Below are 22,807 nucleotides of genomic sequence, written 5' to 3'. Positions count from 1 at the left end.
TTTTACAACAATTAAAGACATTTAATTATGAAGAAAGTGCTATTTGTTATCGGCTCATTGCGAAAACAGAGTTTTAATCGCCAAGTAAGTGAGTACGTAAAAGATCTTCTCAGAGACAAGGCTGAAGTCACAGAACTGGATTATACCAGTCTACCATTTATCAATCAAGACATTGAGTTTCCAACGTCTGATATTCTGGCACGTATACGTCAAGAGGTGCTTGCCACCGATATTCTCTGGGTATTCTCACCAGAATATAATTTCAGCTATCCTGCAGTAATAAAGAACCTCTTCGACTGGTTATCACGTCCCATGACGACAGAGCGTGACAGTGCCATAGCCATCCGTGGGAAGAAGGTCGCGCTTACAGGCATTGGCGGTCGTAACCAGACAAAAAACTGTCGAGAAAAACTTACTAGTCTGCTTGAATTTATAGGCGCAGAAGTCATGCCGAATCAAGTAGGATTGATGGTTAATGCCGAGGCTTGGGCAAATAATATAGTTATTCTCACTGACGAACAGAAGACTCTGTTGAAACAACAAGTAGAAGACATACTTGGATAGTCTTAACGACTCAGCCTGACTATCAGAAGCCACTGACAATCTTCTGATATGCCAGTCGTTCGTCACCTGACAACAGATGAATGATGCCACAATAGACGAAGCCGTGCTTCTGTATGTTGTGCTGCATAATCTTGTTGTCACGATGGGTGTCTATGCGGATATTCGTATCATGCATGAAACAGAAGTCCATAATACTACTGAACACTCCATGAACATCAGGATAACTGGCTATACGATGAACGACATGGTATGGCAGCGATTCTTCGAACCAATTTCCTTCATAAATCTTATTATAAGTAGGTTCTGGAGAGGGAAGGAAAGCGAAATAGCCAACCACCTCATCATCGTCTTCAATAACAAAAGCACCATTCTTCTCCATATCATTCATAATGACAGTCTCCGACGGATAGCCATCTCCCCACTGGTGCATATTACCAGATTGTCGCATAATCTTCTTTGCAGCTTCCATGACTTTCAATATCTCAGTCATGTCACCCGCTCTTGCCTCTCTGATAACCATATTTACATATTTGTCATATGATATCCCATCCGCTTCAACTGCATGGCGGCTCCCATCAGATAAAGCTGATGCAAACAAGCCACATAAGCATAGAAGGCCTCTTTTGTGCCTGGTTCCAAACGTTGACGCATCAGAGCATTATAGACGCGTGAGGCACACTCACCCACCATCTTTTCCAAGACTGTGTAGTCATTGCCTTGAAGCAGTAAGACATCTTCACGGATATATTCATCCATACTGTCATATCCCCGCTTGTCGCGCATATAAGTATAGAGATCGTCAATTTTTGAATAGATTTCCCATTCCGTGTCCCACATTTTGGCTAGAGCCATACCAATATACATCATCCAACCAAGCGAGGCTGAGGGATAGTCCTGAAACTCACGGATACCGTCAGGAATATAGGCCTTAGCAATCTCTTCCCATTTCTCTTCCACATCGGGACACTCTGGCAGACGTTCATCCACCTCATTCATACTCAACAGAAACTGATGCAGGTCTTTACGCAATTCTTGCTCTAGCAAGCATTTTCCATCGCTGCCGAGCGGTTCTTTAAAAATCTCCATATTCGTTATAGCATCTTCTCAAGTATCTCTACAGCCCTGGTAATATCCTCCTGAAAACATTTGTGATCACGGAGGAAGCAAACCTTGCCACCACTGATGGCATCATACAGTTCCCGACTCATGTCATCTGCATAGCTAGCAATAGCCATCTCTATGTCATCTCTCTGCCAATCAAGCGTTGAATGAACATAGATTCGCTGTTTCTGATGCAGGAAACTATAAGCGGTCTCGATACTATCCTTTGTTATCATTTTAAGAATCTGACTGGCAAAGGTACTCATTTTCGCTCAACTATTCATAATTTTGCTTTCATAATTAACAAAAGTTGAGCCTTTAACAATGGCAATAAGATAACGCTCCATGCTACAAACGACTTCTCGCCAGAAGAAACAAGGGCATAGTGTTTCTTAAAAAATGAATTGCTATATTAATTCGTGTAAATTAACGCGATTCGCAGCAGAAAAAGTTGTAACTTTGCAGCCATGAAAGTTAAGATACAGACAATGTTTGGCGACATTATTGTTCGCCTGTATGACGAGACTCCCATCCATCGTGACAATTTTATAAAATTGGCAAAGGAGGGATATTATGATGGTACGTTGTTCCATCGAGTAATCAAAGACTTCATGATTCAGGGCGGTGATCCAGACTCTAAAGGGGCTCCTGCTGGGAAAATGCTGGGCGTGGGTGGTCCAGACTACACACTGGAAGCTGAGATAAAACCTGACCTGCTACATAAGCGCGGGGCTCTGGCCGCTGCACGACAGGGTGACGAGGTGAACCCCGAACGTCGTAGCAGTGGCTCACAGTTCTATATTGTATGGGGACAGGTTTACAATGAGGGTCAGCTCCGCCAATTCTCCAAACAACTAAGAATGCAGAAAATACAAGATGCCTTTAACGCCCTTGCCTCTGAGCATCGTACTGAGATTATGCAAATGCGTCGCGAAAGGAATCGTGTAGGACTCCAGGAGCTTCAAGACAGACTAGCTGTAGAGGCAGAGAACAAGGTGGGCAAGGAAGGACTGACAGACAAACAGCTGAAACAATATTCGACCATTGGCGGAACGCCCCATCTAGACGGTCAATACACCGTCTTTGGAGAAGTCGAAGAAGGTCTTGAGATTGTAGAGATGATACAAGCTACAGCCACGGGACGCGCTGACAGACCAATAGATGACATAGAAATGAAAATGACCGTTATTGAATAATAACAGCAAAGTTATTCATGGTCTGAACACATATCTCCCTACTCGTTTCTTATAATCAAGATATTCCTGCCCGAAGTCCTTCTCCAACCGCTGTTCTTCACTACGAACTTGAAGCGTTAGCAAAATAACCTCTGCCAAAACAATAAGCAGCGGCAACAGCGACCAAAGCCAGATGAGAACCCCCACATCATAGATATAGATACCTACAAGCATTGGATTACGACACAGACGATATGGTCCGTCCGTCATCAGATTCTTCGTTCGCGGAGCCACCTCATGACCATAGGCATCGAAAGGATTACCTTTACCGACAACACGCATATAGACTATGCTATAAATGCTCAGAGCCAGTCCGCAGACGACGAGTAGCACGGAAGCAACACACAATAATGCGGAATCAGGAACATATGGCCATGCTCGTCCTGACACCAACCACATCAATGCAGGAATGCCGATTACAAAGACAAGCAGTCCCAGCAGGTAGCCAAATAAATGTGACTTGTTCATCATTAATTCTTTATAATCTCAGTATTTTACTTGCAAAGATACTTATTATTCCTATTATTTTCGTATTTTTGCAGCGAGAATTAGGATAGTTTATGATTATGGCAAAGCGAGAATACATACAGGCCAACAAGGATTGGTTGGAGATGAAAGCTAAGGAAGAAGGTGTGGAAGCACTTCCAAAAGGAATTTACTACAAGGTTCTGAGAGAGGGCAATCAAAATAGCGCAAAGCCAACAGCTCGAAGCATTATAACAGCCCATTATACAGGCAGGACTATCGACGGTAAGCAGTTTGACAGCAGTCGTGGCGGAGTGCCTTTAGCATGTCGTCTCTGCGACCTCATTGAGGGGTGGATCATCGCCATCCAACAAATGCACATCGGAGATAAATGGGAGCTCTACATCCCAGCCGAAATGGGCTATGGTAAATTCTCCCAGCCTGGCATTCCCGCAGGCTCAACACTTATTTTTGAAATAGAGCTAATAGCTATCGCATGAAAGACTTACTTTTAGTTTGCATCGGAAGTTTCTGGGGTGGTGGCGCACGTTATCTGGTTGGCAAAATCGTTCTTTCGCTGATGCCGATATCCTTTCCTTGGGGGACAATGATTGTTAATGTTATTGGCTGTTTCATAATTGGTTTACTATCAGGGCTATCGTTCGGAGGACGGATTTCGTCTTCTGCCAAACTAATATTGGTAACAGGTTTCTGTGGCGGTTTCACCACGTTCTCAACGTTCATGAACGAGAATTTCCTTTTAGAACGCGATGGTGCTATTATCTCTGCGATTCTATATACATTGGCAAGTTTTGCTCTCGGTCTCATAGCCGTCATACTGGGATATCAAATTGTGAAGCTATGACCCTTCAAGAACTTATCTTATCCGTAGATTCAGAACAATACAGCAGTTCGCCGCTCTTTAAGATTCTCTGCGAGACCAAACCCGAATATGGCACTAACAGACGTATTAAGGTTAGGTCAGTAAATGGTGATATTACCATTACGAATACTCACATTGGCTCATTGGGCGACATTCTAACTTACCCCATCGATGTGGATCAAGATTTAAATATATCAAAGGTACAACTCTTGGATTCCATTCTCCTCGAGCTTTCATCTAGAGGCTTCAACGACGTAGAGGCATCTGAATTCTGGGACGACATGACAAACCTTCAAAAAGCGAAGATAATCAGATAATATTCCCAAAACAGGAATAACGACAGGCGGGCACTTCTGGCCTGATACAGTTACCCTATCCTTTTTCCAAATATCTCACAGACTAAGAATTTCTCATTACCATCGCTGATTCTTACGTTTTCCCAATGAAAACTGTCTTCTGTTATGTCAGAGAAAATCCAGAAGGCATTCTCCTCAGACAGCACTTTACCAACGAGTTTGTCACCCTGCTTGGTGAAGCATAGTCTTTTCATCGAATGATCGCAAGTATAAACAACGTCATAACACCGATCAACCTTGTTGAACATTCTAAACGAAGAGCCGTATTCTCCATCGGGCTGCGGCTCGTTTTCTTTGGTGGCACGCGACGGGAAAATAAATATATCCTGTACGCCTGTGCCCTCTAGGATTCTGCGGAAAAACCACTCTCCCTTGACGTGTCGTTTAAATCCCTTCTCGGGTTCGTCATAATAATCACAGGCCCAGTCTCCTATTAGCGGTGCAAACCAATCGTATTCTGCTGGTATTCTATCAGTCTTCTCGCTCAGTAATGCCTCAATGAAATTATCCATAATAATATAACATTAAGAATGCCTTATTTCAACTTTTGACCATCTGAAAAGGCCTTACCAACGGTCTTACCAAGCTGAATATATGTGTGATGTATCGGATTGAAGGTTATCAGATTCATCTTCTCCACATCGGGTTTTCCATCCTCAGCCAAGAACTTCTCGTCACAGAGGATATTCACGATTTCAGCAACGAGATAATAGCCTGTCTCGCTTTCATCGATCTTCTGTTTTACGCGACATTCAAGCGTCATCGGGAACTCCTTGAATACGGGAGCATTCACGTTGGGAGCCTTTTCTGCTATCCAGCCAGTTTTCTCCATCTTATTTGGAGTTTTTCTACCACTGACAATACCCACATAGTCAGAAGCAACTATCGTCTCAGCAGTAGCAAAGGCAACTGTGAACTCTGGATTAACAGCCAGATTATCGGTTGTCTGGTGAGAGCCAAGCGAGATAATGATTTCGTGCATATCCCACTGACCGCCCCAGGCAGCATTCATGGCGTTGGGCCTACCATCCTTGTCATAAGTACCGATAATCAGCACAGGTTGTGGCAACAGCCACGCAGTAGATTTGAAACTCTTCATAATCCTATTTGTATTTTGTCACGGGCAAAGATACAAATTATTCCTCAATTATTCATATTTTCGTATTCACATTTACAATACTTTATGATTTGGCGTTAATCGGAATTTTACTCCGAGGAAAGTATGACTTTACAAGGTTTAAAGTCGGAGTTTACTCCCCATCTGATGATTGTCCGCTTCCCGAACATAAAAAAAGAGTCCAACGATTAACTCATTGAACTCTTTGCGGAGAGAGAGGGATTCGAACCCCCGGTACCTCTCGGTACGGTAGTTTTCAAGACTACTGTAATCGACCACTCTACCATCTCTCCAGTGCTCTGATTGTCTCGAAAGCGGGTGCAAAGGTACATGTTTTTTTCGGAACAAACAAATTTTTCGGCAACTTTTTGCATCTCCAGCTTAAAATTCGCACCTTTGAGCATGGTTAGAAGGCACTCTCGCTCGGATTTTCCCGAATAAATTTGGATAATCGCTCGCTTATTCGTACCTTTGCAGCGTGATTTACCCTAGCAATTTTGAGCACAAGCTCGGTTTCGATGAGATAAGAAGGCTGCTGAAAGAGCGTTGCCTGAGCACCTTAGGCAAGGAGAAAGTTGACGAGATGGCTTTCTCTACTGATTGTGATGCCATCAACGAATGGCAGACACAGGTAAGAGAATTCCGCAGGCTGAAGGAAGAAAAAGACGATCTCCCCATGCAGTATTTCTTCGATGTAAGGGCTGCTGTGACCAGAATACGTATGGAGGGTACTCACTTGGAGGAAGACGAGGTATGGGACTTGCGTCGCTCACTGGGCACTATCGTCAGCATGGTGAACTATCTGGAACAGGGAGCAGAAGAGTCGGCTAGCGGAGAGATGAGATACCCCTACCCTGCCTTGCACAGACTGACAGAGGGCGTAATGACCTTCCCCGCAATGATACGCAGGATAGACTCCATACTCGACAAATTCGGAAAAATCAAGGATTCGGCCTCGATGACGCTGGCAAGCATACGTCATGAGTTGGAAAAGACTCAGGGTAGCATCTCGCGTACATTATATAGTATATTACACAGTGCCCAGAAAGACGGATTGGTCGACAAGGATGCCGCCCCCACCATGCGCGACGGCAGACTGGTAATTCCTGTGGCTCCATCGATTAAACGCAGAATAAGCGGTATCGTACACGACGAATCGGCTACTGGAAAAACGGTATTCATTGAGCCAACAGAGGTGGTTGAGGCTAATAACAAGGTGCGCCAGCTGGAAGCTGAGGAAAGAAGGGAGGTAATCAGAATCCTGACCGTATTTACCGATGAGGTACGCCCTCATGTGAAAGATATCCTTGACTCATACCAGTTTCTGGCTCTGATAGACCTGATACAAGCCAAGGCCGAGTGGGCACGACTGACAAAGGCCTTTGAGCCAATGGTAGAGAACAAGCCCCACATAGACTGGATCCGCGCCATACATCCACTCTTGCAGCTTTCGCTCGAAAAACAAGGGAAACAAGTGGTTCCGCTCGACATCACCCTGACACAGCAAAAGCGCATATTGATTATCTCTGGTCCGAATGCTGGTGGCAAGTCTGTATGCCTGAAGACCACAGGATTGCTACAATATATGTTGCAATGCGGCCTTCCCATACCCATTGGCGACCGTTCTACATGTGGTATTTTCAAACACATCCTCATAGACATAGGCGACGAACAGAGCATTGAGAACGATCTCTCGACCTACTCAAGCCACCTGATGAACATGAAGCAGATGATGAAACAGGCCAATGGCCAGTCGCTGCTATTGATAGACGAGTTCGGTAGTGGTACTGAACCTACCATTGGTGGCGCCATCGCAGAAGCCATGCTGAACCAGTTCTGGAAAAAACAGACGTTTGGCGTGATAACCACTCATTACCAGAATCTGAAACATTTTGCAGAGGATCATCCAGGAGTTGTAAATGGCGCCATGCTGTATGACCGTCATGAGATGCAAGCACTCTTCCAGTTAGCCATTGGACAGCCCGGTTCTTCATTCGCCATCGAAATAGCTCGAAAAACAGGCATTCCTGAAGAGGTAATCCGCGAAGCCTCAGACATCGTAGGCTCAGATTACATCCAAAGCGACAAGTATCTGCAAGATATCGTGCGCGATAAACGCTACTGGGAAGGCAAACGCCAAACCATACATCAGCACGAGAAATCACTGGAGAGTAAGATCAACCGTTACGAAGACGAACTTAATGAGATTGAACGCCAGCGTAAGGAAATACTGCGCAAGGCTAAGGAGCAAGCAGAAGAACTACTGAGGGAAAGCAACAAGAAAATCGAAAACGCCATTCGTGAGATCAAGGAAGCACAAGCTGAGAAAGAGCGCACACGACTGGTGCGCGAAGAGCTGAACGCCTTTAAAGAGGAACTGACAGATATTGACACGAAAGACAACGACGAAGCAATAGCCCGCAAGATCCGTCAGATACAGGAGCGCAAGGAACGTAGAGAAAAGCGTAAGCAAGAGAAAGCCAACAAGGCTGACAGTCCCGTATCTGCACCAGCCCCAAAAGCAAAAGTCGAGGATAACAAACCTATAGTAGCTGGCGACACTGTAAGAATCAAAGGACTCTCGTCTGTTGGTGAAGTAGAATCCGTTGATGGCAAAATGGCTACCGTCATCTTTGGTGGTATGAAAACAAAGATGCGTGCTGATCGTCTGGAACACGCAGAGAAACCCAAACAACATACAACCAAGGCAGAAGAGCGCAACAATAATATTGCGGGATCATACGCCACCGTATCACGAGACACACGCGACGTGATAGACAATCGAAAGATGAATTTCCATCAGGATCTTGACGTTCGTGGTATGCGAGGCGATGAAGCCATCAATGCCGTGACCTACTTTATCGACGATGCCATACTCGTAGGCATGTCGAGAGTAAGAATTCTGCATGGCACGGGAACGGGCGTATTGCGCCAGTTGATACGCCAATATTTAGGCACGATTCCCAACGTTTCACACTTCCGCGACGAGCATGTCCAGTTTGGTGGAGCAGGCATTACAGTAGTCGATTTAGACTGATTTTACCCTCTTGACATAGATTAAGCGCATACTCGCGATTTATTAAAAAAGCCAAAAATATTTGGCTAACTGCCTGATTATTTGTACCTTTGCCCCCGAAATACGACGCGACGTCGTTAGTTTGAGTAAGAAATCTAAAGGATAACGCGGGTCTCGCAAGAGTCCGCCTAAAGTATAGAGAATATGAATCAACTAATTAAAAAGGCAAGTGTCAGCTTGATGGTTCTTATGATGACAAGTTTTACAGCTTTTGCATCTAGCAGCGGCAACAAGAACACAAAATCATCAAGTTTTGACTGGAATCCAGTAATGGATGCGATTATTCAAGTAGAAAGCGAAGGAAATCCCAGAGCCGTGAGTGGGAACTCAGTAGGCGCGATGCAGATTACTCCGATACTTGTACGAGAATGTAATGAGATTCTGAAAAAGCAAAAGAGTAAGAAGCGCTACACGATGGACGACCGTTATAGTGTCGAGAAGTCAAAGGAGATGTTCCTCTTAATTCAGAAGTACTTCAACCCTGAAAATAGCATTGAGAAAGCTATACGTTCATGGAATGGTGGTGTTAAGTACAGTGTCAAAGCTACCAACAGGTACTATAAGAAAGTATTGGCACGAATGAAGTAAGGATACAGAAAACTTCGCAGTCGTTTGTATAACGAGAACTATTTGCAAGACTGATAATCCGATTGTCAAGGGCAAAACCTGACGATCGGATATTTTTTTCTCCCCTCCTCTTTCTTAACTGTCTGGATGAAAATAAAAAATGCAAGCTTTTCAGCTTGCATCCCTCTCTTGTTGCGGAGGCAGGATTCGAACGTGCGACCTCCAGGTTATGAGCCTGGCGAGCTACCAACTGCTCCACTCCGCGATGTTATTTTTTCTAAGCGGGTGCAAAGGTACTACTATTTTTTGAATTACGCAAATATTTGCGCTTTTTTTTTGTATTTTCTCGACTCAAGGCATATTTTTGCCCTATTTTCTTGTTTAATTCAAAGAAAAAAATTAATTTTGCACACTGTAATTGCTGTGTGCAATTCATAAAAAAGAGGAGGAAGTAATATGTCAATATCAAAAACCAGACAGAAACTAGTTGACGTGGCTCGACAGCTATTTGCCAAAAACGGGCTCGAGAACACGACGATGAACGACATCGCTTTGCAGTCAGGCAAAGGACGTCGGACGCTCTACACTTATTTCAAATCGAAAGAGGAAATTTATTATGCCGTTATCGAAAGCGAGTTGGAACGCTTAAGCGACAAGCTCGATGAGGTAGCAGCCAGAAAGATACGTCCACAAGACAAAATCATTGAGCTGATATATACCCATCTGAGTATGATTCGTGAGACGGTGGTGCGTAATGGAAATCTGCGTGCAGAGTTTTTCCGCAACATCTGGATGGTCGAGAAGGTACGCAAGCATTTTGACGATGCAGAAATAGAACTCTTCCGCAAAGTTTATACGGAGGGAAAGGAAGACGGTGAATTTGACATTGACAATGTAGACCTTGTGGCAGACATCACCCACTATTGTATCAAGGGTTTGGAAGTACCTTATATATATGGACGCATTGCCCACGGTATGAAGGAAGAGGACACCAAGCCACAGGTGGCCAAGGTCGTTTATGGCGCCTTAGGCAAGTTCCAGAAGAAGTAAAAGAATAAAGTACAAACATATTTAAACAACAAGAATTTTATTATGGGATTATTAGAAGGTAAGACAGCACTGATCACAGGTGCTGCACGCGGTATCGGAAAGGCTATCGCACTGAAATTCGCCGCCGAGGGCGCAAACATCGCATTCACAGACCTCGAGGTTAACGAGGATACTGAAAAAGAAATTGCCGCTCTGGGCGTAAAGGCAAAGAGCTACGCCTCAAATGCAGCAGATTTTGCTCAGACTGAGGAAGTGGTTAAGGCTGTGAAAGAGGAGTTTGGTTCAATCGATATCCTCGTGAACAACGCTGGTATCACCAAAGACGGACTGATGCTTCGTATGACAGAACAGCAGTGGGATGCCGTTATCGCTGTAAACTTGAAGTCGGCCTTCAACTTCATCCACGCTTGTGTGCCCGTGATGATGCGCCAGCGTGGTGGTTCAATCATCAACATGGCCTCAGTAGTAGGTGTTCACGGCAATGCTGGTCAGGCCAACTATGCAGCCTCAAAGGCTGGTCTGATTGCACTTGCAAAGAGTATTGGTCAGGAGATGGGTCCCAAGGGTATCCGTGCTAATGCTATTGCTCCTGGTTTCATTGATACAGCTATGACTCAGGCTCTGCCTGATGATATCCGCAAGGAGTGGATCAACAAGATTCCTCTGCGTCGTGGTGGTCTGGTAGAAGACATTGCCAATGTAGCCACATTCCTCGCTTCAGACATGTCGAGCTACGTAAGTGGTCAGGTGATCCAGGTAGATGGTGGTATGAACATGTAAGCTGATGGATGTAGTTTACGAAGACAACCATATCATCGTAGTCAACAAACAGAGTGGGGAGATCGTTCAGGGCGACAAGACTGGCGATCGCCCCCTTTCTGATATTGTAAAAGACTATATCAAGGAAAAATACGCAAAGCCCGGAGCCGTATTTCTGGGCGTGGTGCATCGTCTGGATCGTCCTGTTTCAGGCCTAGTAGTCTTTGCCCGCACCTCAAAAGCCCTGACCCGTCTGAACAAGATGTTTGCAGAAGGCGAAGTACACAAGACTTACTGGGCTATCGTAAAAAACACGCCACGCGAACCCGATGGAACACTCACTCATTGGTTGGTACGCAATGAAAAGCAGAATAAGTCGTATGCCTACACCTCGGAGAAACCAAATGCCAAGAAAGCGATCCTGAAGTACCGCGTTATCAGTCACTCAGACAACTATTGTCTGTTAGAAGTCAACCTGATGACGGGCCGTCATCACCAGATACGTTGCCAACTTTCAGCGATGGGAAGTCCTATTAAGGGCGATCTAAAGTACGGCTTTCCCCGTAGTAATCCCGATGGAAGCATCTCGCTGATGTCACGAAAGGTCGAGTTTGTCCATCCTGTTTCAAAAGAAACCATTGTTATTGAGGCACCCATACCCCACGATCCTCTCTGGCAAGCTTTGGCACCACAATCACAAAACAGACAGAAAAAGACATAAAAAACCTGGGTGTTATCGAACATCCAGGTTATCGTGTTTTGCCATCCATACACTGAACAGCATGCCAGCTAAAAGCATGGCACTCATGGTCATTGTCATTATCATTATTCTCAAATGTATAATATATCTTTACTAACTAATCTTCTTATTCTTATTGACGGTGCAAAATTACTGCATTTTTATGAAATAAGCAAGGAATCTTTAAGAATTGTGTGCGGTAACAGAAATTAGTTGATACATGTCAATTCGGCAGCAAGAATAACAATTCTATCTTTTTTCTTCACTAACCAATGGACATATCGGAATTATTTCTTACCTTTGCCACATATTTACAATGACAAGAATATGAAAGGAAACAAGATTATAGGCTTCATTGCAGGAGCGTTCATCGTGGTAGTAGCACTCTATATGTGTGGCGACTGGCACATTCAGAGCAATGATGAGGCAGAGAAAAAGGAAACCTATCTGGCAGTCGACTCACTGCCTATGCTCATCATGCAGATTCAGAAGTGTTCTAAGCTCTACACAGCAGAATACAAGGTACATAAGATCGTAACCCACGACGATGCCCTGCGCCTGAAAGGCTCACTTCTCCAACGACAATTCAACTTAAAGGTTCCAATGGCTGATCGCAAGATTGCCATTCCCATGGACGCCAAGTTGAAAGCCTGGATCGACTTCAGTCAGTTCTCAGAAAAGAACGTTGAGCGCGAGGACGACAAGATTACCATCATCCTGCCCGACCCCAAGGTCACGATGACAAGTTCGAAGATAGACCAGAAGAACATGAAACAGTATGTGGCTATGACCCGTTCGAACTTCAGCGATGAGGAACTGGCTAACTATCAGCAACAAGGACGTGCAGCCATCATCGAGAGCATACCAGAAATGGGTATTTTGGAGACAGCCCAAGCCAACGCGGCGAAAGTACTCGTACCCATGCTTGTAGAGATGGGATATGAAGAAGAGAACATTACGGTTGCTTTCCGCAAGCATTATGGTCCGAAAGACATCCAGACACTGATAAGAATTGACGATTAGAAGGGAAATTGACTTATGAAGACAAGCAGTTATATTAAAATAGGTATAAGCATCATAGTCGTTGGACTACTCATTGCAGTTATCATGTGGGTGAAAAGTATCACAAAAGGCAACTATGTAGCCTTCGGAGCAGATACAGCCATTGACGTGACCCCGACACAGATTCAGAGCATAAAAGCCATTGGCGAGTGGGAATTCCTCTCCTTAAGCGCAGAAGAATTAGTTGACACCGTACGCAAGGGATTCTTCACCAACGACGAACTGGTACGCATCTACTATGGCACATTACGACTAGGTGTCAACATGCACCAAGTAGAACCCGGATGGCTCACCACGAAGGGCGACTCCGTGATCATGAAACTACCCAAGATAGGACTTCTCGACAAAGACTTTATCGACGAGGCACGTACGAAGTCATTTTACGAGAGCGGTTCATGGAAACCTACTGATCGCGATGCGCTCTATAAAAAAGCCTATCGACAGATGCTGAACCACTGTCTGACCAAGGAAAACCTTCAGGCAGCAGAGGTCAACGCAGACCAACAACTACGCAACATGATGCAATCAATGGGGTATAAAAACATAAAGATTGTATTCAAGAATTAGCGCTCAGAATTCAGGCACAAGGATTAGCGCACAGGGAGCACAAACTCCATACGTGTTCCCTTCTGGTAATGTTCGTCGTAACGAAGATAGCCACCTATCTTCTCAGCCAGTCGATTAGCCACACTGAGGTCGAACTCTATCTCATCCGTCATATCACTGGGATTGTCGAACCACTTGAAAAGAACCTTTTTCCTATCCTCAGGAATACCTCCGCCCGTATCTTCCACATAGAACGTAATCATGCTCGACGACTTGTCGCGATAGCATCCAGCGGCCACCTCGCCCTCGCTGGTAAAGCGACAAGAGGTAAACACCAGTTTATTAAGTACCACTTCTACGATATGACGATCAGCAGACACGAACACATCGTCAGGCAGATCATGACGGAATGTCAAACGCACGCCATTCTGCACAAATGGGCGGTTACCGTCCAGACAGCGCTGAATCAGCTGGTTAGGACTGAAGCGTTCGTCCTGGAGATGATGCCCATCGCCACCTCCCGAATATACAGCCACCTCGTCGAGCAAAGTAGATATCATACTGGCATTATACTGAATCTTACCCGAGATACTCTTTTTCTCGCTTTTCGACAAATACAGATCCTCACGGGCAATAATCTCAGCCATTCCAGAGACAGAGTGAAGAGGAGTACGGATCTCACGACCTAATGCACGAATAAAAGTAGTCTTCATGACATCAAGCTTCTCCAATTCCTTAATTTTGGAATTGAGCGATCTGATGCGCATGAAAAGGTAAATGCACATACATAACAAAATGACCAAACAAACTACCAACATCATTGTACTACGCTTCTCTAAATATATCTGACATTCGTCGAGAGATTGCAAAATTATAAAATATCTGTTAAATGGCAAACTTTTCGGCTACAATTTCGCAAAAAAGGGTCAATTTTTGATAATTTCGGTAACAATCAGGCTTCTTCCATCCACCCTGAAGCGAATATCCACATTAAGGAAAGGCATGCCATAGATGCGCTGTGGATCGTCATGGAAACGTGGGCGCGGGTCCTGAGCCAGCGTCGCCCTCAAGGCCTCCAACTCGCCAGCAGGAACCATAGCAGCCAGTTCGTCAGTCATCTCCACCTCAAGAGGCTTCCACTCTGTAGCGTCCACGAAACCACTACGCGCCTCAGGATGAGCATCAGCGTATGCCACATAGGGTTTCACGTCGTAAATAGGAGTACCATCCATGAGGTCTGCGCCAAGCACATAAATCACAGGCCCCAGACGCGAATCCATCTCCACCCTGTCCATGCGCACACACGAAAGTCCTAAGTTATTAGGGCGGAAAGGCGAACGCGTGGCGAAGACACCCAGGCGGGTATTTCCCCCCAGACGGGGCGGACGCACAGTGAGGCTCTTCTCTGCATCCCGATTGGCAGAGAATTCCCATATCAGCCACAGGAAGTCAAACCCTTCGAGGCCTCTCACAGCCTCTTCCCTGCGATAAGGCGGTTCAAAGACAATACGCCCTGAGAGTTGCTCCACAAGTCCACTTTGCCTCGGGATGCCGAATTTCGACTTCAGGGGCGATTCGAAATAAGCTATCGGTTTTATTTCCATAGGCGCAAAATTACCATTTTTCAGAGAAAAACACAAAATATTCACCCAAAAACTTTGAGAGAATGGATATTTTTCTTATATTTGCAAAGGAAAATAGAGCTAAACAATTTTTATGAGGTTAAAGACTATCCTTTTGACAATGGCTTTAACACTGTCTGGTAGTATATTATACGCTACTGAGGACTATAAGAGCAGCGCCGAATATACTGCTCTGCGCGACTCAATGAGCCATGCTTTCAACGATGGCGACAGCGCCCGTTTCTTCCCAGCCCTGAAAAACCTTCAGAGCTATCTGCTGAAACAAAAGGACATGCACGCCTACTACACCCAGCGATGCAACGAAATTGTGTTTCTGATGAACCAACAACGCATCTACGAGGCCTACAAATGTGCTCAGGTGATGGCCAAGGAACTGCGTGAGAAGAAACTCGACAAGGAGATGTATATGGCCGTCAACATGCTGGGCCATATCAATCGCTATTGCGGCAACGAGAAAAAAGCGAAGGAATGCTGGTACGAGGCGCTCAGCATGATGGAGGAGCAGGGCTACTACTCCAACATGCCACCAATCTACATGAACATCGTCAACGTGGCGCTCGACAATAACCCGGCAGAGGCCGACAGTCTGCTGGAAAGAGCCAAGTGTATTGCGGAGAAGCACTCCAAAGAGCGTGTGTTCGACATCGTGACCCGTCGTACTGCGAGTTACTTCACACGTGGTGATATGGACAAGTTCCTTGAGGGCTATAAGGCATACAAGGAAGGTGAGGCACGTGGCGAGTCGTCAGTCCATGGTCGACTGCTCGAAGTCTATTATCAGTGCTATCTTGGAAACACTGACGAGGCCGTAAAAATGGCTCGTGAGGATTTAGGCGACGAAGGTCTGGACGCCATAGTCATGATCTACGAGAAAGCCGGCAGGTGGAAAGAGGCCTACGAAGCCCTTAAACAAGACTATGCCACCAGCGACTCAATCGACAATGTGGTGCTGACCAACAGCATGCTGGGTATCCGCGAACAAGTCAGGATGTACGAGATGGAACGCGAGGCCTCGAACACCAAGATGATCACCCTGACGGCTACCATGGGTGCGCTTCTACTATTACTCATGGCACTCTTCTATATCGTACAGGCACGCAAGCGCCATACCCTCGAACTCGAGAAGGCCTACAAGCGCGCCATGGAATCAGAGGAGATGAAGCGGGCCTTTATCAGAAACATCAGTCACGAGATACGCACGCCGCTCAACATCATCAGCGGCTTTGCCCAAGTCATAGCCAATCCCGATCTGGTAGAGAATGTGTCTGATCGTCAGCACATGGCTGAGGTCATGCAGCAGAATGCCCAGCGGATGACCCAACTCATCGACGAGATTATCGGCCTCTCGCTTATAGAGTCGACAAAGAAGATGAATCAGGAAGACCACACGCACATCAACTCGCTGCTCAGATCGCTCATCAAGCATCATGCGAAAGAGGTTCTTCCTGATATCGAAATGAAATTTGAGACCACGCTATCTGACAGCTTCACGCTCAGGACGAACAAGAACATGCTGAAACGCATTCTCAACAGTCTGCTCGACAATGCGAGGAAATATACCATTGAGGGCTATATCAAACTATCGGCAGAGAGCGACGGGCGAATGCTGTCCATCTCTGTAGAAGATACAGGAAGCGGCATACCCGCCAAGGAGGCGGAACACGTCTTCGAGCGCTTCGTGAAGCTCGACTCCTTTAAGGAAGGTATTGGTCTCGGACTGCCTTTGAGCCGCAAGTTCGCAGAACAGCTGGGAGGCACTGTCACACTCGACACCAAATACACCAAAGGTGCGCGTTTCATAGTCAGACTGCCCATTCATACATAAGCAGCAAAAAAAATCCCTCGCCAGAAAGCGAGGGATTATCTTTTTCCTTATCCTAAATATTTTATCAGGATGCGGGCATAGCCACTGTCGTGCAGTTTAGCGATGCTCTTTTCGCGAATCTGTCGCACACGCTCACGTGTCAGTCCCATCTCCGCACCGATTTCCTCAAGTCCGCGCTCCTGGCATCCTATACCAAAGCACTCCTTCACGATTTTCAGTTCACGGTCCTTCAACACGTTGCGCAACACGTTATCGAGATCGCTGGTCAGCGACTCATAGTCCACGTGTTTGTCTGTACGGGAGTCATCTCCCGAGCTGAGCATATCTGCCATCGAGTTGTCGTCGTCCTCGCCAAAAGGAGCGTCGATACTCATGTGGTGGCTATCAGCCTTAGCTGTCTGCTCGATTTTCGACTCATCGATCTGAGTCAGTTCCGCCAACTCTGTCACAGAGGGGCGACGCTGATGAATCTGCTCGAAACGGTTAATCTCCTGATTAATCTTGCTCAGTGCTCCGCTCTGGTTCAAAGGCAGGCGAACGATACGGCTCTGCTCTGCGATAGCCTGCAGGATGCTCTGGCGAATCCACCATACGGCATAAGAGATAAACTTAAATCCTCGCGTTTCGTCAAACTTTTCAGCAGCTTTTACCAGTCCGATATTACCTTCGTCGATCAGGTCGGTCAGTGTCAAGCCCTGATGCTGATACTGCTTAGCCACAGAAACGACAAAGCGCAGGTTGGCCGTCACCAGGCGTTCCTTAGCTTTCTCTCCTTCCGGGCCACCCTTACGGATAGCCTGTGCCAGTTCAATTTCCTCATCAATGGTTACAAGGGGTTGACGACCAATCTCTACGAGGTATTTGTCAAGTGCTTCACTCGATCGATTGGTAATACTCTTTTGAATCTTTAATTGCCTCATATATATTCTGTTACTCTGAAAAAGTGTGCAAAAGTACAAAAAATATCGGTTCGTTGTTACTTGGGCTCTTTCTTTTTAAGAGACGTTAACTAAATTTCGTTCGTTATTGATACAAATCATTGCACTATTTCCTGCAGTCTGGCGTCACCAGGCTTAAAGAGCCATCCTTTACAGGTCTTGGCGTCAGCCTTGTAAGCCTTCATTTCCACCCTGCTCCAGTCTATCTGGTCTGTACGCTGAGCCAGAGGGGCATGAGGTATCAGACTGCCGTCACGCACCAGGATAATGGCAGGAATCTTCCCTGCCTCGATGGTCTGATAGCCACCCTCATAAACCTTACCGGTCTGATAGTCGATCCACTTACCCTTGGGCAGATAGACCTCACGCTCATGACCACTCTCCATGAGCGGAGCCACCAGCATCTGCGAGCCGAACATATACTCATCTTCAACGAGCCAGGCACCCGTGTCGTGTGGGAACTCTACTAACAGGGCCCTCACCATAGGCAGTCCGCGCTCAGAGCAGTCCTTGGCCTGAGCATACACATAAGGCATCAGTTTGTATTTCATCTCCGCACAATCGCGGAAAGCCTCTGTAAACGATTCCGAGATGAGCCAGGGCTCCGTAGGAGGCGCACCATGGGCTCGTGTGTGAGAGCTCAGGAATCCGAAGGGCAGCCAACGACGATAGATATCCTCAGGCGAGGCCGTCACGAAGCCACCCATGTCGTGACTCCAGAACGAGAAACCGCTCAGTCCGAAGCTCAGTCCGCCCCGCAGGTCTCCCAACAGCCCTGTGTTCGTGGTAGCAGCATCGCCGCCCCAGTGTAAGGCATAGCGCTGACTTCCTGCCCAGGCACTGCGCGCCCAGATGATGCCCTCACCAGGATGGTTGCGCTCCACAACCTCCCAGAGAGCCTTGTTGTAGCGCAGGGGATAGAGGTTATGCTCGTAGAGTCCGCCCTTGCCGCTATGATAGAAGCCATTATAGGGAGCAGCCTCGCCGAAGTCACACTTGATGGTTGAGACGCCCTGTTTCATCAAACCTTCGATTTTCGACTGATACCAGCTGACGGTCTCAGGGTTCGAGAAGTCGAGCACGGCATCCTCTACAGGCATACCGCCCGTAGCATTCACCACGTGAAGACGTTTCTCAATAATTTCAGGGAAGAAACGGTTCTTGGGCGTAAAGTAAGGCAGTTGCCACAGACAAGTATGGAATCCGTCTTTCGAGAGTTGTCTGAGCATCTTCACGGGATCCTCGAAGCGGTCCTTCGCGAACTGATAGTCGCACTGCCAGTCTACGCCGAACCAGCCAGTATCGAAGTGAATCACGTCTGAAGGAATTCTGTGTGCCCTCAACTGACGGGCTATCTCCAGTCCCTCATCTTGCGAGAAGTAAGTGATGCGGCTCATCCATGTGCCAAAGCTCCACAAGGGCAGCATAGGACTCTTTCCCGTGATGTTCGTGTACTCGTCGAGAATATCCTTAGGCTCACCAAGGAAGATGAAGAAGTCCATCTGCTCGTCAGCCATAAACAGGCGGTCGGCCCCAATATACGAGGCACCGAAGTCGCACGTCACTGGGGCTGAGGTGTGCATGAACACACCATAGCCGCGGTTCGAGAAGAAGAAGGGCACAGGTTTGTATTGTCCGTCAGTCTCAGGCCCCTGAGGGTCAGTCACGGAGAGATGCACCTTCTGCCCCACCTTGTTCAGCGAGGTGAACGACTCGCCACAGCCATAGATTCTCTCCCCTGGTGCCAGCGTCAGCACAGGGTTCATGCTCCTCGAGTTGTCGCTTCCGCGCTTGATGAACGAGAAGGGCAACAGCTTCACCTGACTCGAGTCGTTATCTATGCTGTGTCGCGTCTGCGTCAGTATTCTGCCCTTGGCATCCTTCACCACGATGCGCCAGGGATATTGCCTGATTTCGATGGTGCCATAGTCCGAACTGTAGGCAATGGCGCCCTCCTTCTGCGAGACCTTCCACATGGTGCCCGCCCCTTTTTTCTTAAAGGCGTCGCAGAACATCACGTCGTCCTCGTCCGACACCTTGGGCTCTACGGGGGTTGAGAGCATGCGTACCCTCACCGTTCTGGGACTGACGAACTCCACCTTCAGTTTCAGTTCCGGGTCGTTCTCATAGGCAGCGTCAGGAAAGTCGAGCATCTGCATTCTCACGGGCCAGTAACCGTTCAGGTTGAACGCCTGGCGCGGACTCATCCTGTAGCGTTTCCACTGCACCAGTCCCTCACCTTTCGCCGCATCGAAGCTCACCAGCGAGTCGGCCAGGAAATAGGTATTCGACAAATCATAAAAGTCTGTCGACACATCCTTCTGCATAGCCTGCAGATACTGGATACCTGCGTTGGTCTGTATCTGTGCGCTGACAACCATTGAGCTACCCAGCAGCAACATTGCACCAAAAAACTTCTTCATATTTCTTGAACTCCTTGTATTCTTGTCTCCCTAATTAAAACTCTATCCACGTTGGTTTCAGCATGGGCGACTTGGCAGTAATCGAGCCCTTGCCCGTTGCCACCACCATACATTTGCCGTGGAAGGCCTTACGCTGCGGCGCCTTGAAACGCTCCATCGACGTCTGGCATCCATTGTCGGTACCAATCACCTTTCCGTCGCCCTCATAGATGAAATAAATCATATCCTCGGCCCATGGACACAGGTTGCCGTCCTTGTCCACCACCTCAGCAGTGATGAAGGTCGTCGCCTTGCCCTTATAGTCTATCGACAAACGGATATGGTCGGGCGCTCCGGCAGTCTTGACAGTCTGCTCGCACACCACCTTACCGTTCTTTCTCGATACGGCCTTCACCTCTCCGGGGTCGAACGTCACGCGCCATCCCACGTGATACTCCGTGCAGAGTCCGGGTTTCCAGCCTTCAGGCTGGTGGTCTGTCTTCCTGCGCACGCCCTGACTCTCGCCATTGATGAAGAGTTCCACCTCGTCGGCCCCGCTGTAGTAGCACCACATATCGATATAGTCGCCTGCCACCCAGTTCCAGTGAGGGAAGAGGTGCAGCATGGGCTTCTCCGTCCACTCGCTCTGATACATATAGTATGTGTCTTTCGGGAAGCCTGCCAGGTCTATCAGTCCAAAGTAGCTCGAGCGCGCAGGGAATCCGTAAGGCGTAGGCTCACCAATGTAGTCGAAGCCCGTCCAGATATACTGTCCGCCCACGTATGGCGTGTGTTTCACCACGTCCCATGTCTCCTCGTGCGTACTCGACCACGAAGCATGCATATTGTCATAGGCCGAACACATATACGTAGGGTCTGTATAGGGCAGCCACCACTGTTTCGGTGCCACGTATGTCGAGTCGCTGGGCATCATATAGTAGCCACGCGTTTGCAAGGCACTCACGCTCTCCGAGAAGATAAAGGGCTTGTCGGGAAAGTTCTTCGGCACGTCCTTCACCCACTGGTGGTGGTAGTTGAAGCCTATCAGGTCTATCGCGCCGCTCTTGAAGAGATGGTTGCCTGGCGACGGCTCGTTGCAGCCCGCCGTAACGGGTCGTGTCGTGTCGTAGCGCTTCACGATCTCCGCCAGATGCTGTGTCAGCAGCGACTGTACGCTCAGTTCGCCGTCCTTAGCCAATGTCGATGCATCATGACCAGCGTTCAGAATCAGGTTGGCCTGTTCCAGCGTCAGCGTGTCAGCCTCCGCATCCGACCACTGTTCGAGCACCTCGTTGCCAATACTCCACATCAGCACCGAGGGGTGGTTCCTGTCTCTCAGCACCAGGTCGGTGAGGTCTCTCTCATGCCACTCGTCGAAGAAGCGTGCATAGTCGTTCTGTGTCTTCTTGCGCCGCCACATGTCGAAACTCTCGTCCATCACGATCAGTCCCATCGTGTCGCACATATTCAGCAGTTCAGGCGCCGGGGGATTGTGCGACGAGCGTATCGAGTTCACGCCCATGGCCTTCAGCTTCGTGAGCTTGCGGTGCAGGGCATCCTCGTTGAGGGCTGCGCCCAGACAGCCGAAGTCGTGGTGCTCACACACGCCGTTCAGCTTGAAGTTCTTGCCGTTGAGCCAGAAACCCGTCTTGGCGTCGAACCTGAAGTCGCGGAAGCCCGTGGTTGTCTCTACCTCGTCGACCACCTTTCCGCCTGCTATCAGCTGTGTCCTCACCGTGTACACATAGGGGTCTTCGAGGCTCCACTTACGGGGCTTCCTGATACTGACGGGCTTTCCGCTGGCGTCGAGCCACGTGTTCTTTACCGTCACCTTCTGCCCCGTGGGATTCTCATAGTCCACCTCCACGCGCCCGTTGTCTACCTTCACGCCCCAGTGCTTCACATGGATGGCGCTGGTCTTCGTGAGCCACACATGGCGATAGATGCCACAGCCCGAATACCAGCGCGAGTTGGGCTGGTCGCTGTTGTCCACGCGCACCGCCACCACGTTCTCGCCCTCATGGACGTATGGTGTGATATCGTACTCAAAACTCGAATAGCCGTAAGGTCGGAAGCCCACTTCCTTTCCATTCACATACACGGTGGAATTCATATACACGCCGTCGAACTCGAGAAACACCTTCTCTATCTTATCGAGCGCGAAGTGCTTGCGATACCAGCCTATGCCCCCTGGCAGCGCTCCCCCGCCCGCTCCGCTGGGGTTGCCCGCCTGGAAGTCGCCCTCGATGGCCCAATCGTGAGGCACGTCGAGTCCCCGCCACCACGAGTCGTTATAGTCTGTGGCAGCCATCTGAGCCGAATCGCCCAGCACGAACAGCCAGTCTTTGTCGAAACACAGTCTCTCCCTGGCCTGCGTTGTCAGTCCCATCAGCACCGCAGCCACCGTCAGTATTGTTTTTTTGATCATGAAAGATTTGGTTGTCTTTAAGTTCTTTAAATCCCCGCCCTAAGTGTTCAG

At 47.8% G+C, this 22,807-nt stretch carries 24 protein-coding genes and 2 tRNA genes; 13 read left to right on the top strand and 13 right to left on the bottom strand.

The genetic code is table 11. The features are described from left to right. Positions 1-27 precede the first annotated feature (27 nt). Positions 28-564 carry an NADPH-dependent FMN reductase gene (locus T325_RS03310; RefSeq protein ID WP_036910384.1) on the top strand — a complete coding sequence of 179 codons (537 nt, stop codon included), beginning with the start codon at positions 28-30 and terminating at the stop codon, positions 562-564. Positions 565-586: 22 nt separating this feature from the next. Here T325_RS03310 and T325_RS03305 read toward each other — a convergent pair whose 3' ends face one another. The 3 genes from T325_RS03305 to T325_RS03295 are packed head-to-tail and all read right to left on the bottom strand — an operon-like array spanning position 587 to position 1,901. Continuing rightward, positions 587-1,084 (bottom strand): GNAT family acetyltransferase, encoded by a 498-nt coding sequence (locus T325_RS03305; RefSeq protein ID WP_036910382.1) that lies wholly within the window; start codon positions 1,082-1,084, stop codon positions 587-589. Between the two features lie 2 nt (positions 1,085-1,086). Next, positions 1,087-1,650, bottom strand: a complete 564-nt coding sequence (locus T325_RS03300; RefSeq protein ID WP_051949675.1) for a hypothetical protein — start codon at positions 1,648-1,650, stop codon at positions 1,087-1,089. A 5-nt stretch (positions 1,651-1,655) separates the two neighbouring features. Beyond that, positions 1,656-1,901 carry a hypothetical protein gene (locus tag T325_RS03295; RefSeq protein ID WP_036910381.1) on the bottom strand — a complete coding sequence of 82 codons (246 nt, stop codon included), beginning with the start codon at positions 1,899-1,901 and terminating at the stop codon, positions 1,656-1,658. A gap of 231 nt (positions 1,902-2,132) precedes the next feature. Between T325_RS03295 and T325_RS03290 the strand changes: the two genes are divergently transcribed. Continuing rightward, complete coding sequence (locus tag T325_RS03290; RefSeq protein WP_036910379.1) at positions 2,133-2,861, top strand: peptidylprolyl isomerase; 729 nt, start codon at positions 2,133-2,135, stop codon at positions 2,859-2,861. Between the two features lie 15 nt (positions 2,862-2,876). On the opposite strand, the gene T325_RS03285 is transcribed toward T325_RS03290, so the two are convergent. Further along, positions 2,877-3,371: a methyltransferase family protein gene (locus tag T325_RS03285; protein WP_036910377.1), complete on the bottom strand. Its 495-nt coding sequence runs from the start codon at positions 3,369-3,371 to the stop codon at positions 2,877-2,879. A 95-nt stretch (positions 3,372-3,466) separates the two neighbouring features. On the opposite strand from T325_RS03285, the gene T325_RS03280 reads away from it, so the two are divergent. Genes T325_RS03280 through T325_RS03270 form a run of 3 tightly spaced genes read left to right on the top strand, consistent with a single transcriptional unit; the run spans position 3,467 to position 4,565 of the window. Then, positions 3,467-3,865 (top strand): FKBP-type peptidyl-prolyl cis-trans isomerase, encoded by a 399-nt coding sequence (locus tag T325_RS03280; RefSeq protein ID WP_036910466.1) that lies wholly within the window; start codon positions 3,467-3,469, stop codon positions 3,863-3,865. Next, entirely contained in the window at positions 3,862-4,230 is a 369-nt protein-coding gene (crcB, locus tag T325_RS03275; RefSeq protein ID WP_036910375.1) for a fluoride efflux transporter CrcB, read from the top strand. Before T325_RS03280 ends, crcB begins: the two co-directional genes overlap by 4 nt. Further along, positions 4,227-4,565, top strand: coding sequence for a hypothetical protein (locus T325_RS03270; protein WP_036910373.1), 339 nt, complete (start codon positions 4,227-4,229; stop codon positions 4,563-4,565). Before crcB ends, T325_RS03270 begins: the two co-directional genes overlap by 4 nt. A gap of 50 nt (positions 4,566-4,615) precedes the next feature. Here T325_RS03270 and T325_RS03265 read toward each other — a convergent pair whose 3' ends face one another. The 3 genes from T325_RS03265 to T325_RS03255 all read right to left on the bottom strand — a co-directional run bounded on the left by T325_RS03265 (position 4,616) and on the right by T325_RS03255 (position 6,014). Continuing rightward, on the bottom strand, positions 4,616-5,116 hold the full coding sequence (locus tag T325_RS03265) for a hypothetical protein (protein WP_036910371.1): 501 nt from the start codon (positions 5,114-5,116) through the stop codon (positions 4,616-4,618). A 23-nt stretch (positions 5,117-5,139) separates the two neighbouring features. After that, the gene (locus tag T325_RS03260; RefSeq protein ID WP_036910369.1) at positions 5,140-5,703 is read right to left on the bottom strand and encodes a flavin reductase family protein; all 564 of its coding nucleotides are present in this window, start codon (positions 5,701-5,703) and stop codon (positions 5,140-5,142) included. Between the two features lie 226 nt (positions 5,704-5,929). Further along, positions 5,930-6,014: transfer RNA gene (locus tag T325_RS03255), tRNA-Ser, on the bottom strand. Between the two features lie 185 nt (positions 6,015-6,199). Here T325_RS03255 and T325_RS03250 point away from each other — a divergent pair. Together T325_RS03250 and T325_RS03245 are read left to right on the top strand one after the other, a co-directional pair. Then, complete coding sequence (locus tag T325_RS03250) at positions 6,200-8,758, top strand: endonuclease MutS2 (protein WP_036910367.1); 2,559 nt, start codon at positions 6,200-6,202, stop codon at positions 8,756-8,758. Positions 8,759-8,941: 183 nt separating this feature from the next. After that, a complete protein-coding gene (locus T325_RS03245; protein WP_036910366.1) occupies positions 8,942-9,385 on the top strand; it encodes a lytic transglycosylase domain-containing protein in 444 nt (147 codons plus the stop codon). 171 nt (positions 9,386-9,556) lie between these two features. On the opposite strand, the gene T325_RS03240 is transcribed toward T325_RS03245, so the two are convergent. Continuing rightward, positions 9,557-9,629 (bottom strand) — tRNA-Met (locus T325_RS03240). 191 nt (positions 9,630-9,820) lie between these two features. Here T325_RS03240 and T325_RS03235 point away from each other — a divergent pair. The 5 genes from T325_RS03235 to T325_RS03215 all read left to right on the top strand — a co-directional run bounded on the left by T325_RS03235 (position 9,821) and on the right by T325_RS03215 (position 13,541). Then, positions 9,821-10,414, top strand: coding sequence for a TetR/AcrR family transcriptional regulator (locus T325_RS03235; RefSeq protein ID WP_036910364.1), 594 nt, complete (start codon positions 9,821-9,823; stop codon positions 10,412-10,414). A 42-nt stretch (positions 10,415-10,456) separates the two neighbouring features. Next, a complete protein-coding gene (gene fabG, locus T325_RS03230) occupies positions 10,457-11,194 on the top strand; it encodes a 3-oxoacyl-[acyl-carrier-protein] reductase (protein WP_036910362.1) in 738 nt (245 codons plus the stop codon). 4 nt (positions 11,195-11,198) lie between these two features. Continuing rightward, entirely contained in the window at positions 11,199-11,894 is a 696-nt protein-coding gene (locus T325_RS03225) for an RluA family pseudouridine synthase (protein ID WP_036910360.1), read from the top strand. A gap of 345 nt (positions 11,895-12,239) precedes the next feature. Continuing rightward, positions 12,240-12,935 carry a DUF4230 domain-containing protein gene (locus T325_RS03220; protein WP_051949674.1) on the top strand — a complete coding sequence of 232 codons (696 nt, stop codon included), beginning with the start codon at positions 12,240-12,242 and terminating at the stop codon, positions 12,933-12,935. A gap of 15 nt (positions 12,936-12,950) precedes the next feature. Continuing rightward, positions 12,951-13,541, top strand: a complete 591-nt coding sequence (locus T325_RS03215; RefSeq protein WP_036910358.1) for a DUF4230 domain-containing protein — start codon at positions 12,951-12,953, stop codon at positions 13,539-13,541. Between the two features lie 23 nt (positions 13,542-13,564). Here T325_RS03215 and T325_RS03210 read toward each other — a convergent pair whose 3' ends face one another. Beyond that, a complete protein-coding gene (locus tag T325_RS03210; RefSeq protein ID WP_197051305.1) occupies positions 13,565-14,233 on the bottom strand; it encodes a sensor histidine kinase in 669 nt (222 codons plus the stop codon). Positions 14,234-14,446: 213 nt separating this feature from the next. After that, positions 14,447-15,124: a tRNA (N6-threonylcarbamoyladenosine(37)-N6)-methyltransferase TrmO gene (tsaA, locus tag T325_RS03205; protein ID WP_036910354.1), complete on the bottom strand. Its 678-nt coding sequence runs from the start codon at positions 15,122-15,124 to the stop codon at positions 14,447-14,449. 139 nt (positions 15,125-15,263) lie between these two features. Here tsaA and T325_RS03200 point away from each other — a divergent pair, with 139 nt between their 5' ends. Then, a complete protein-coding gene (locus T325_RS03200; protein WP_197051304.1) occupies positions 15,264-16,988 on the top strand; it encodes a sensor histidine kinase in 1,725 nt (574 codons plus the stop codon). Positions 16,989-17,035: 47 nt separating this feature from the next. Here T325_RS03200 and T325_RS03195 read toward each other — a convergent pair whose 3' ends face one another. The 3 genes from T325_RS03195 to T325_RS03185 form a co-directional block, all read right to left on the bottom strand. Beyond that, positions 17,036-17,908 carry a sigma-70 family RNA polymerase sigma factor gene (locus tag T325_RS03195; protein WP_036910350.1) on the bottom strand — a complete coding sequence of 291 codons (873 nt, stop codon included), beginning with the start codon at positions 17,906-17,908 and terminating at the stop codon, positions 17,036-17,038. A gap of 116 nt (positions 17,909-18,024) precedes the next feature. Continuing rightward, positions 18,025-20,349 carry a glycoside hydrolase family 31 protein gene (locus T325_RS03190; protein ID WP_036910349.1) on the bottom strand — a complete coding sequence of 775 codons (2,325 nt, stop codon included), beginning with the start codon at positions 20,347-20,349 and terminating at the stop codon, positions 18,025-18,027. A gap of 34 nt (positions 20,350-20,383) precedes the next feature. Further along, positions 20,384-22,756: a glycoside hydrolase family 2 TIM barrel-domain containing protein gene (locus T325_RS03185; protein ID WP_036910347.1), complete on the bottom strand. Its 2,373-nt coding sequence runs from the start codon at positions 22,754-22,756 to the stop codon at positions 20,384-20,386. Positions 22,757-22,807: the final 51 nt, after the last annotated feature.

This window comes from Prevotella sp. FD3004 (assembly GCF_000746155.1).
Taxonomy (GTDB): Bacteria; Bacteroidota; Bacteroidia; order Bacteroidales; family Bacteroidaceae; genus Prevotella.
The sequence above is the reverse complement of the archived record's forward strand: the minus strand, read 5'-3'. Positions and strand labels throughout refer to the sequence as shown.

Excerpts from the sequence above, each read along its gene's own strand:
- crcB (WP_036910375.1), top strand. The coding sequence starts at position 3,862 with ATGAAAGACTTACTTTTAGTTTGCATCGGAAGTTTCTGGGGTGGTGGC.
- T325_RS03260 (WP_036910369.1), bottom strand. The coding sequence starts at position 5,703 with ATGAAGAGTTTCAAATCTACTGCGTGGCTGTTGCCACAACCTGTGCTG.
- T325_RS03295 (WP_036910381.1), bottom strand. The coding sequence starts at position 1,901 with ATGATAACAAAGGATAGTATCGAGACCGCTTATAGTTTCCTGCATCAG.
- T325_RS03300 (WP_051949675.1), bottom strand. The coding sequence starts at position 1,650 with ATGGAGATTTTTAAAGAACCGCTCGGCAGCGATGGAAAATGCTTGCTA.
- T325_RS03215 (WP_036910358.1), top strand. The coding sequence starts at position 12,951 with ATGAAGACAAGCAGTTATATTAAAATAGGTATAAGCATCATAGTCGTT.
- T325_RS03270 (WP_036910373.1), top strand. The coding sequence starts at position 4,227 with ATGACCCTTCAAGAACTTATCTTATCCGTAGATTCAGAACAATACAGC.
- tsaA (WP_036910354.1), bottom strand. The coding sequence starts at position 15,124 with ATGGAAATAAAACCGATAGCTTATTTCGAATCGCCCCTGAAGTCGAAA.
- T325_RS03285 (WP_036910377.1), bottom strand. The coding sequence starts at position 3,371 with ATGATGAACAAGTCACATTTATTTGGCTACCTGCTGGGACTGCTTGTC.
- fabG (WP_036910362.1), top strand. The coding sequence starts at position 10,457 with ATGGGATTATTAGAAGGTAAGACAGCACTGATCACAGGTGCTGCACGC.
- T325_RS03280 (WP_036910466.1), top strand. The coding sequence starts at position 3,467 with ATGGCAAAGCGAGAATACATACAGGCCAACAAGGATTGGTTGGAGATG.
- T325_RS03200 (WP_197051304.1), top strand. The coding sequence starts at position 15,264 with ATGGCTTTAACACTGTCTGGTAGTATATTATACGCTACTGAGGACTAT.
- T325_RS03185 (WP_036910347.1), bottom strand. The coding sequence starts at position 22,756 with ATGATCAAAAAAACAATACTGACGGTGGCTGCGGTGCTGATGGGACTG.
- T325_RS03225 (WP_036910360.1), top strand. The coding sequence starts at position 11,199 with ATGGATGTAGTTTACGAAGACAACCATATCATCGTAGTCAACAAACAG.
- T325_RS03265 (WP_036910371.1), bottom strand. The coding sequence starts at position 5,116 with ATGGATAATTTCATTGAGGCATTACTGAGCGAGAAGACTGATAGAATA.
- T325_RS03245 (WP_036910366.1), top strand. The coding sequence starts at position 8,942 with ATGAATCAACTAATTAAAAAGGCAAGTGTCAGCTTGATGGTTCTTATG.
- T325_RS03235 (WP_036910364.1), top strand. The coding sequence starts at position 9,821 with ATGTCAATATCAAAAACCAGACAGAAACTAGTTGACGTGGCTCGACAG.
- T325_RS03210 (WP_197051305.1), bottom strand. The coding sequence starts at position 14,233 with ATGAAGACTACTTTTATTCGTGCATTAGGTCGTGAGATCCGTACTCCT.
- T325_RS03310 (WP_036910384.1), top strand. The coding sequence starts at position 28 with ATGAAGAAAGTGCTATTTGTTATCGGCTCATTGCGAAAACAGAGTTTT.
- T325_RS03220 (WP_051949674.1), top strand. The coding sequence starts at position 12,240 with ATGAAAGGAAACAAGATTATAGGCTTCATTGCAGGAGCGTTCATCGTG.
- T325_RS03305 (WP_036910382.1), bottom strand. The coding sequence starts at position 1,084 with ATGGTTATCAGAGAGGCAAGAGCGGGTGACATGACTGAGATATTGAAA.
- T325_RS03190 (WP_036910349.1), bottom strand. The coding sequence starts at position 20,349 with ATGAAGAAGTTTTTTGGTGCAATGTTGCTGCTGGGTAGCTCAATGGTT.
- T325_RS03290 (WP_036910379.1), top strand. The coding sequence starts at position 2,133 with ATGAAAGTTAAGATACAGACAATGTTTGGCGACATTATTGTTCGCCTG.
- T325_RS03195 (WP_036910350.1), bottom strand. The coding sequence starts at position 17,908 with ATGAGGCAATTAAAGATTCAAAAGAGTATTACCAATCGATCGAGTGAA.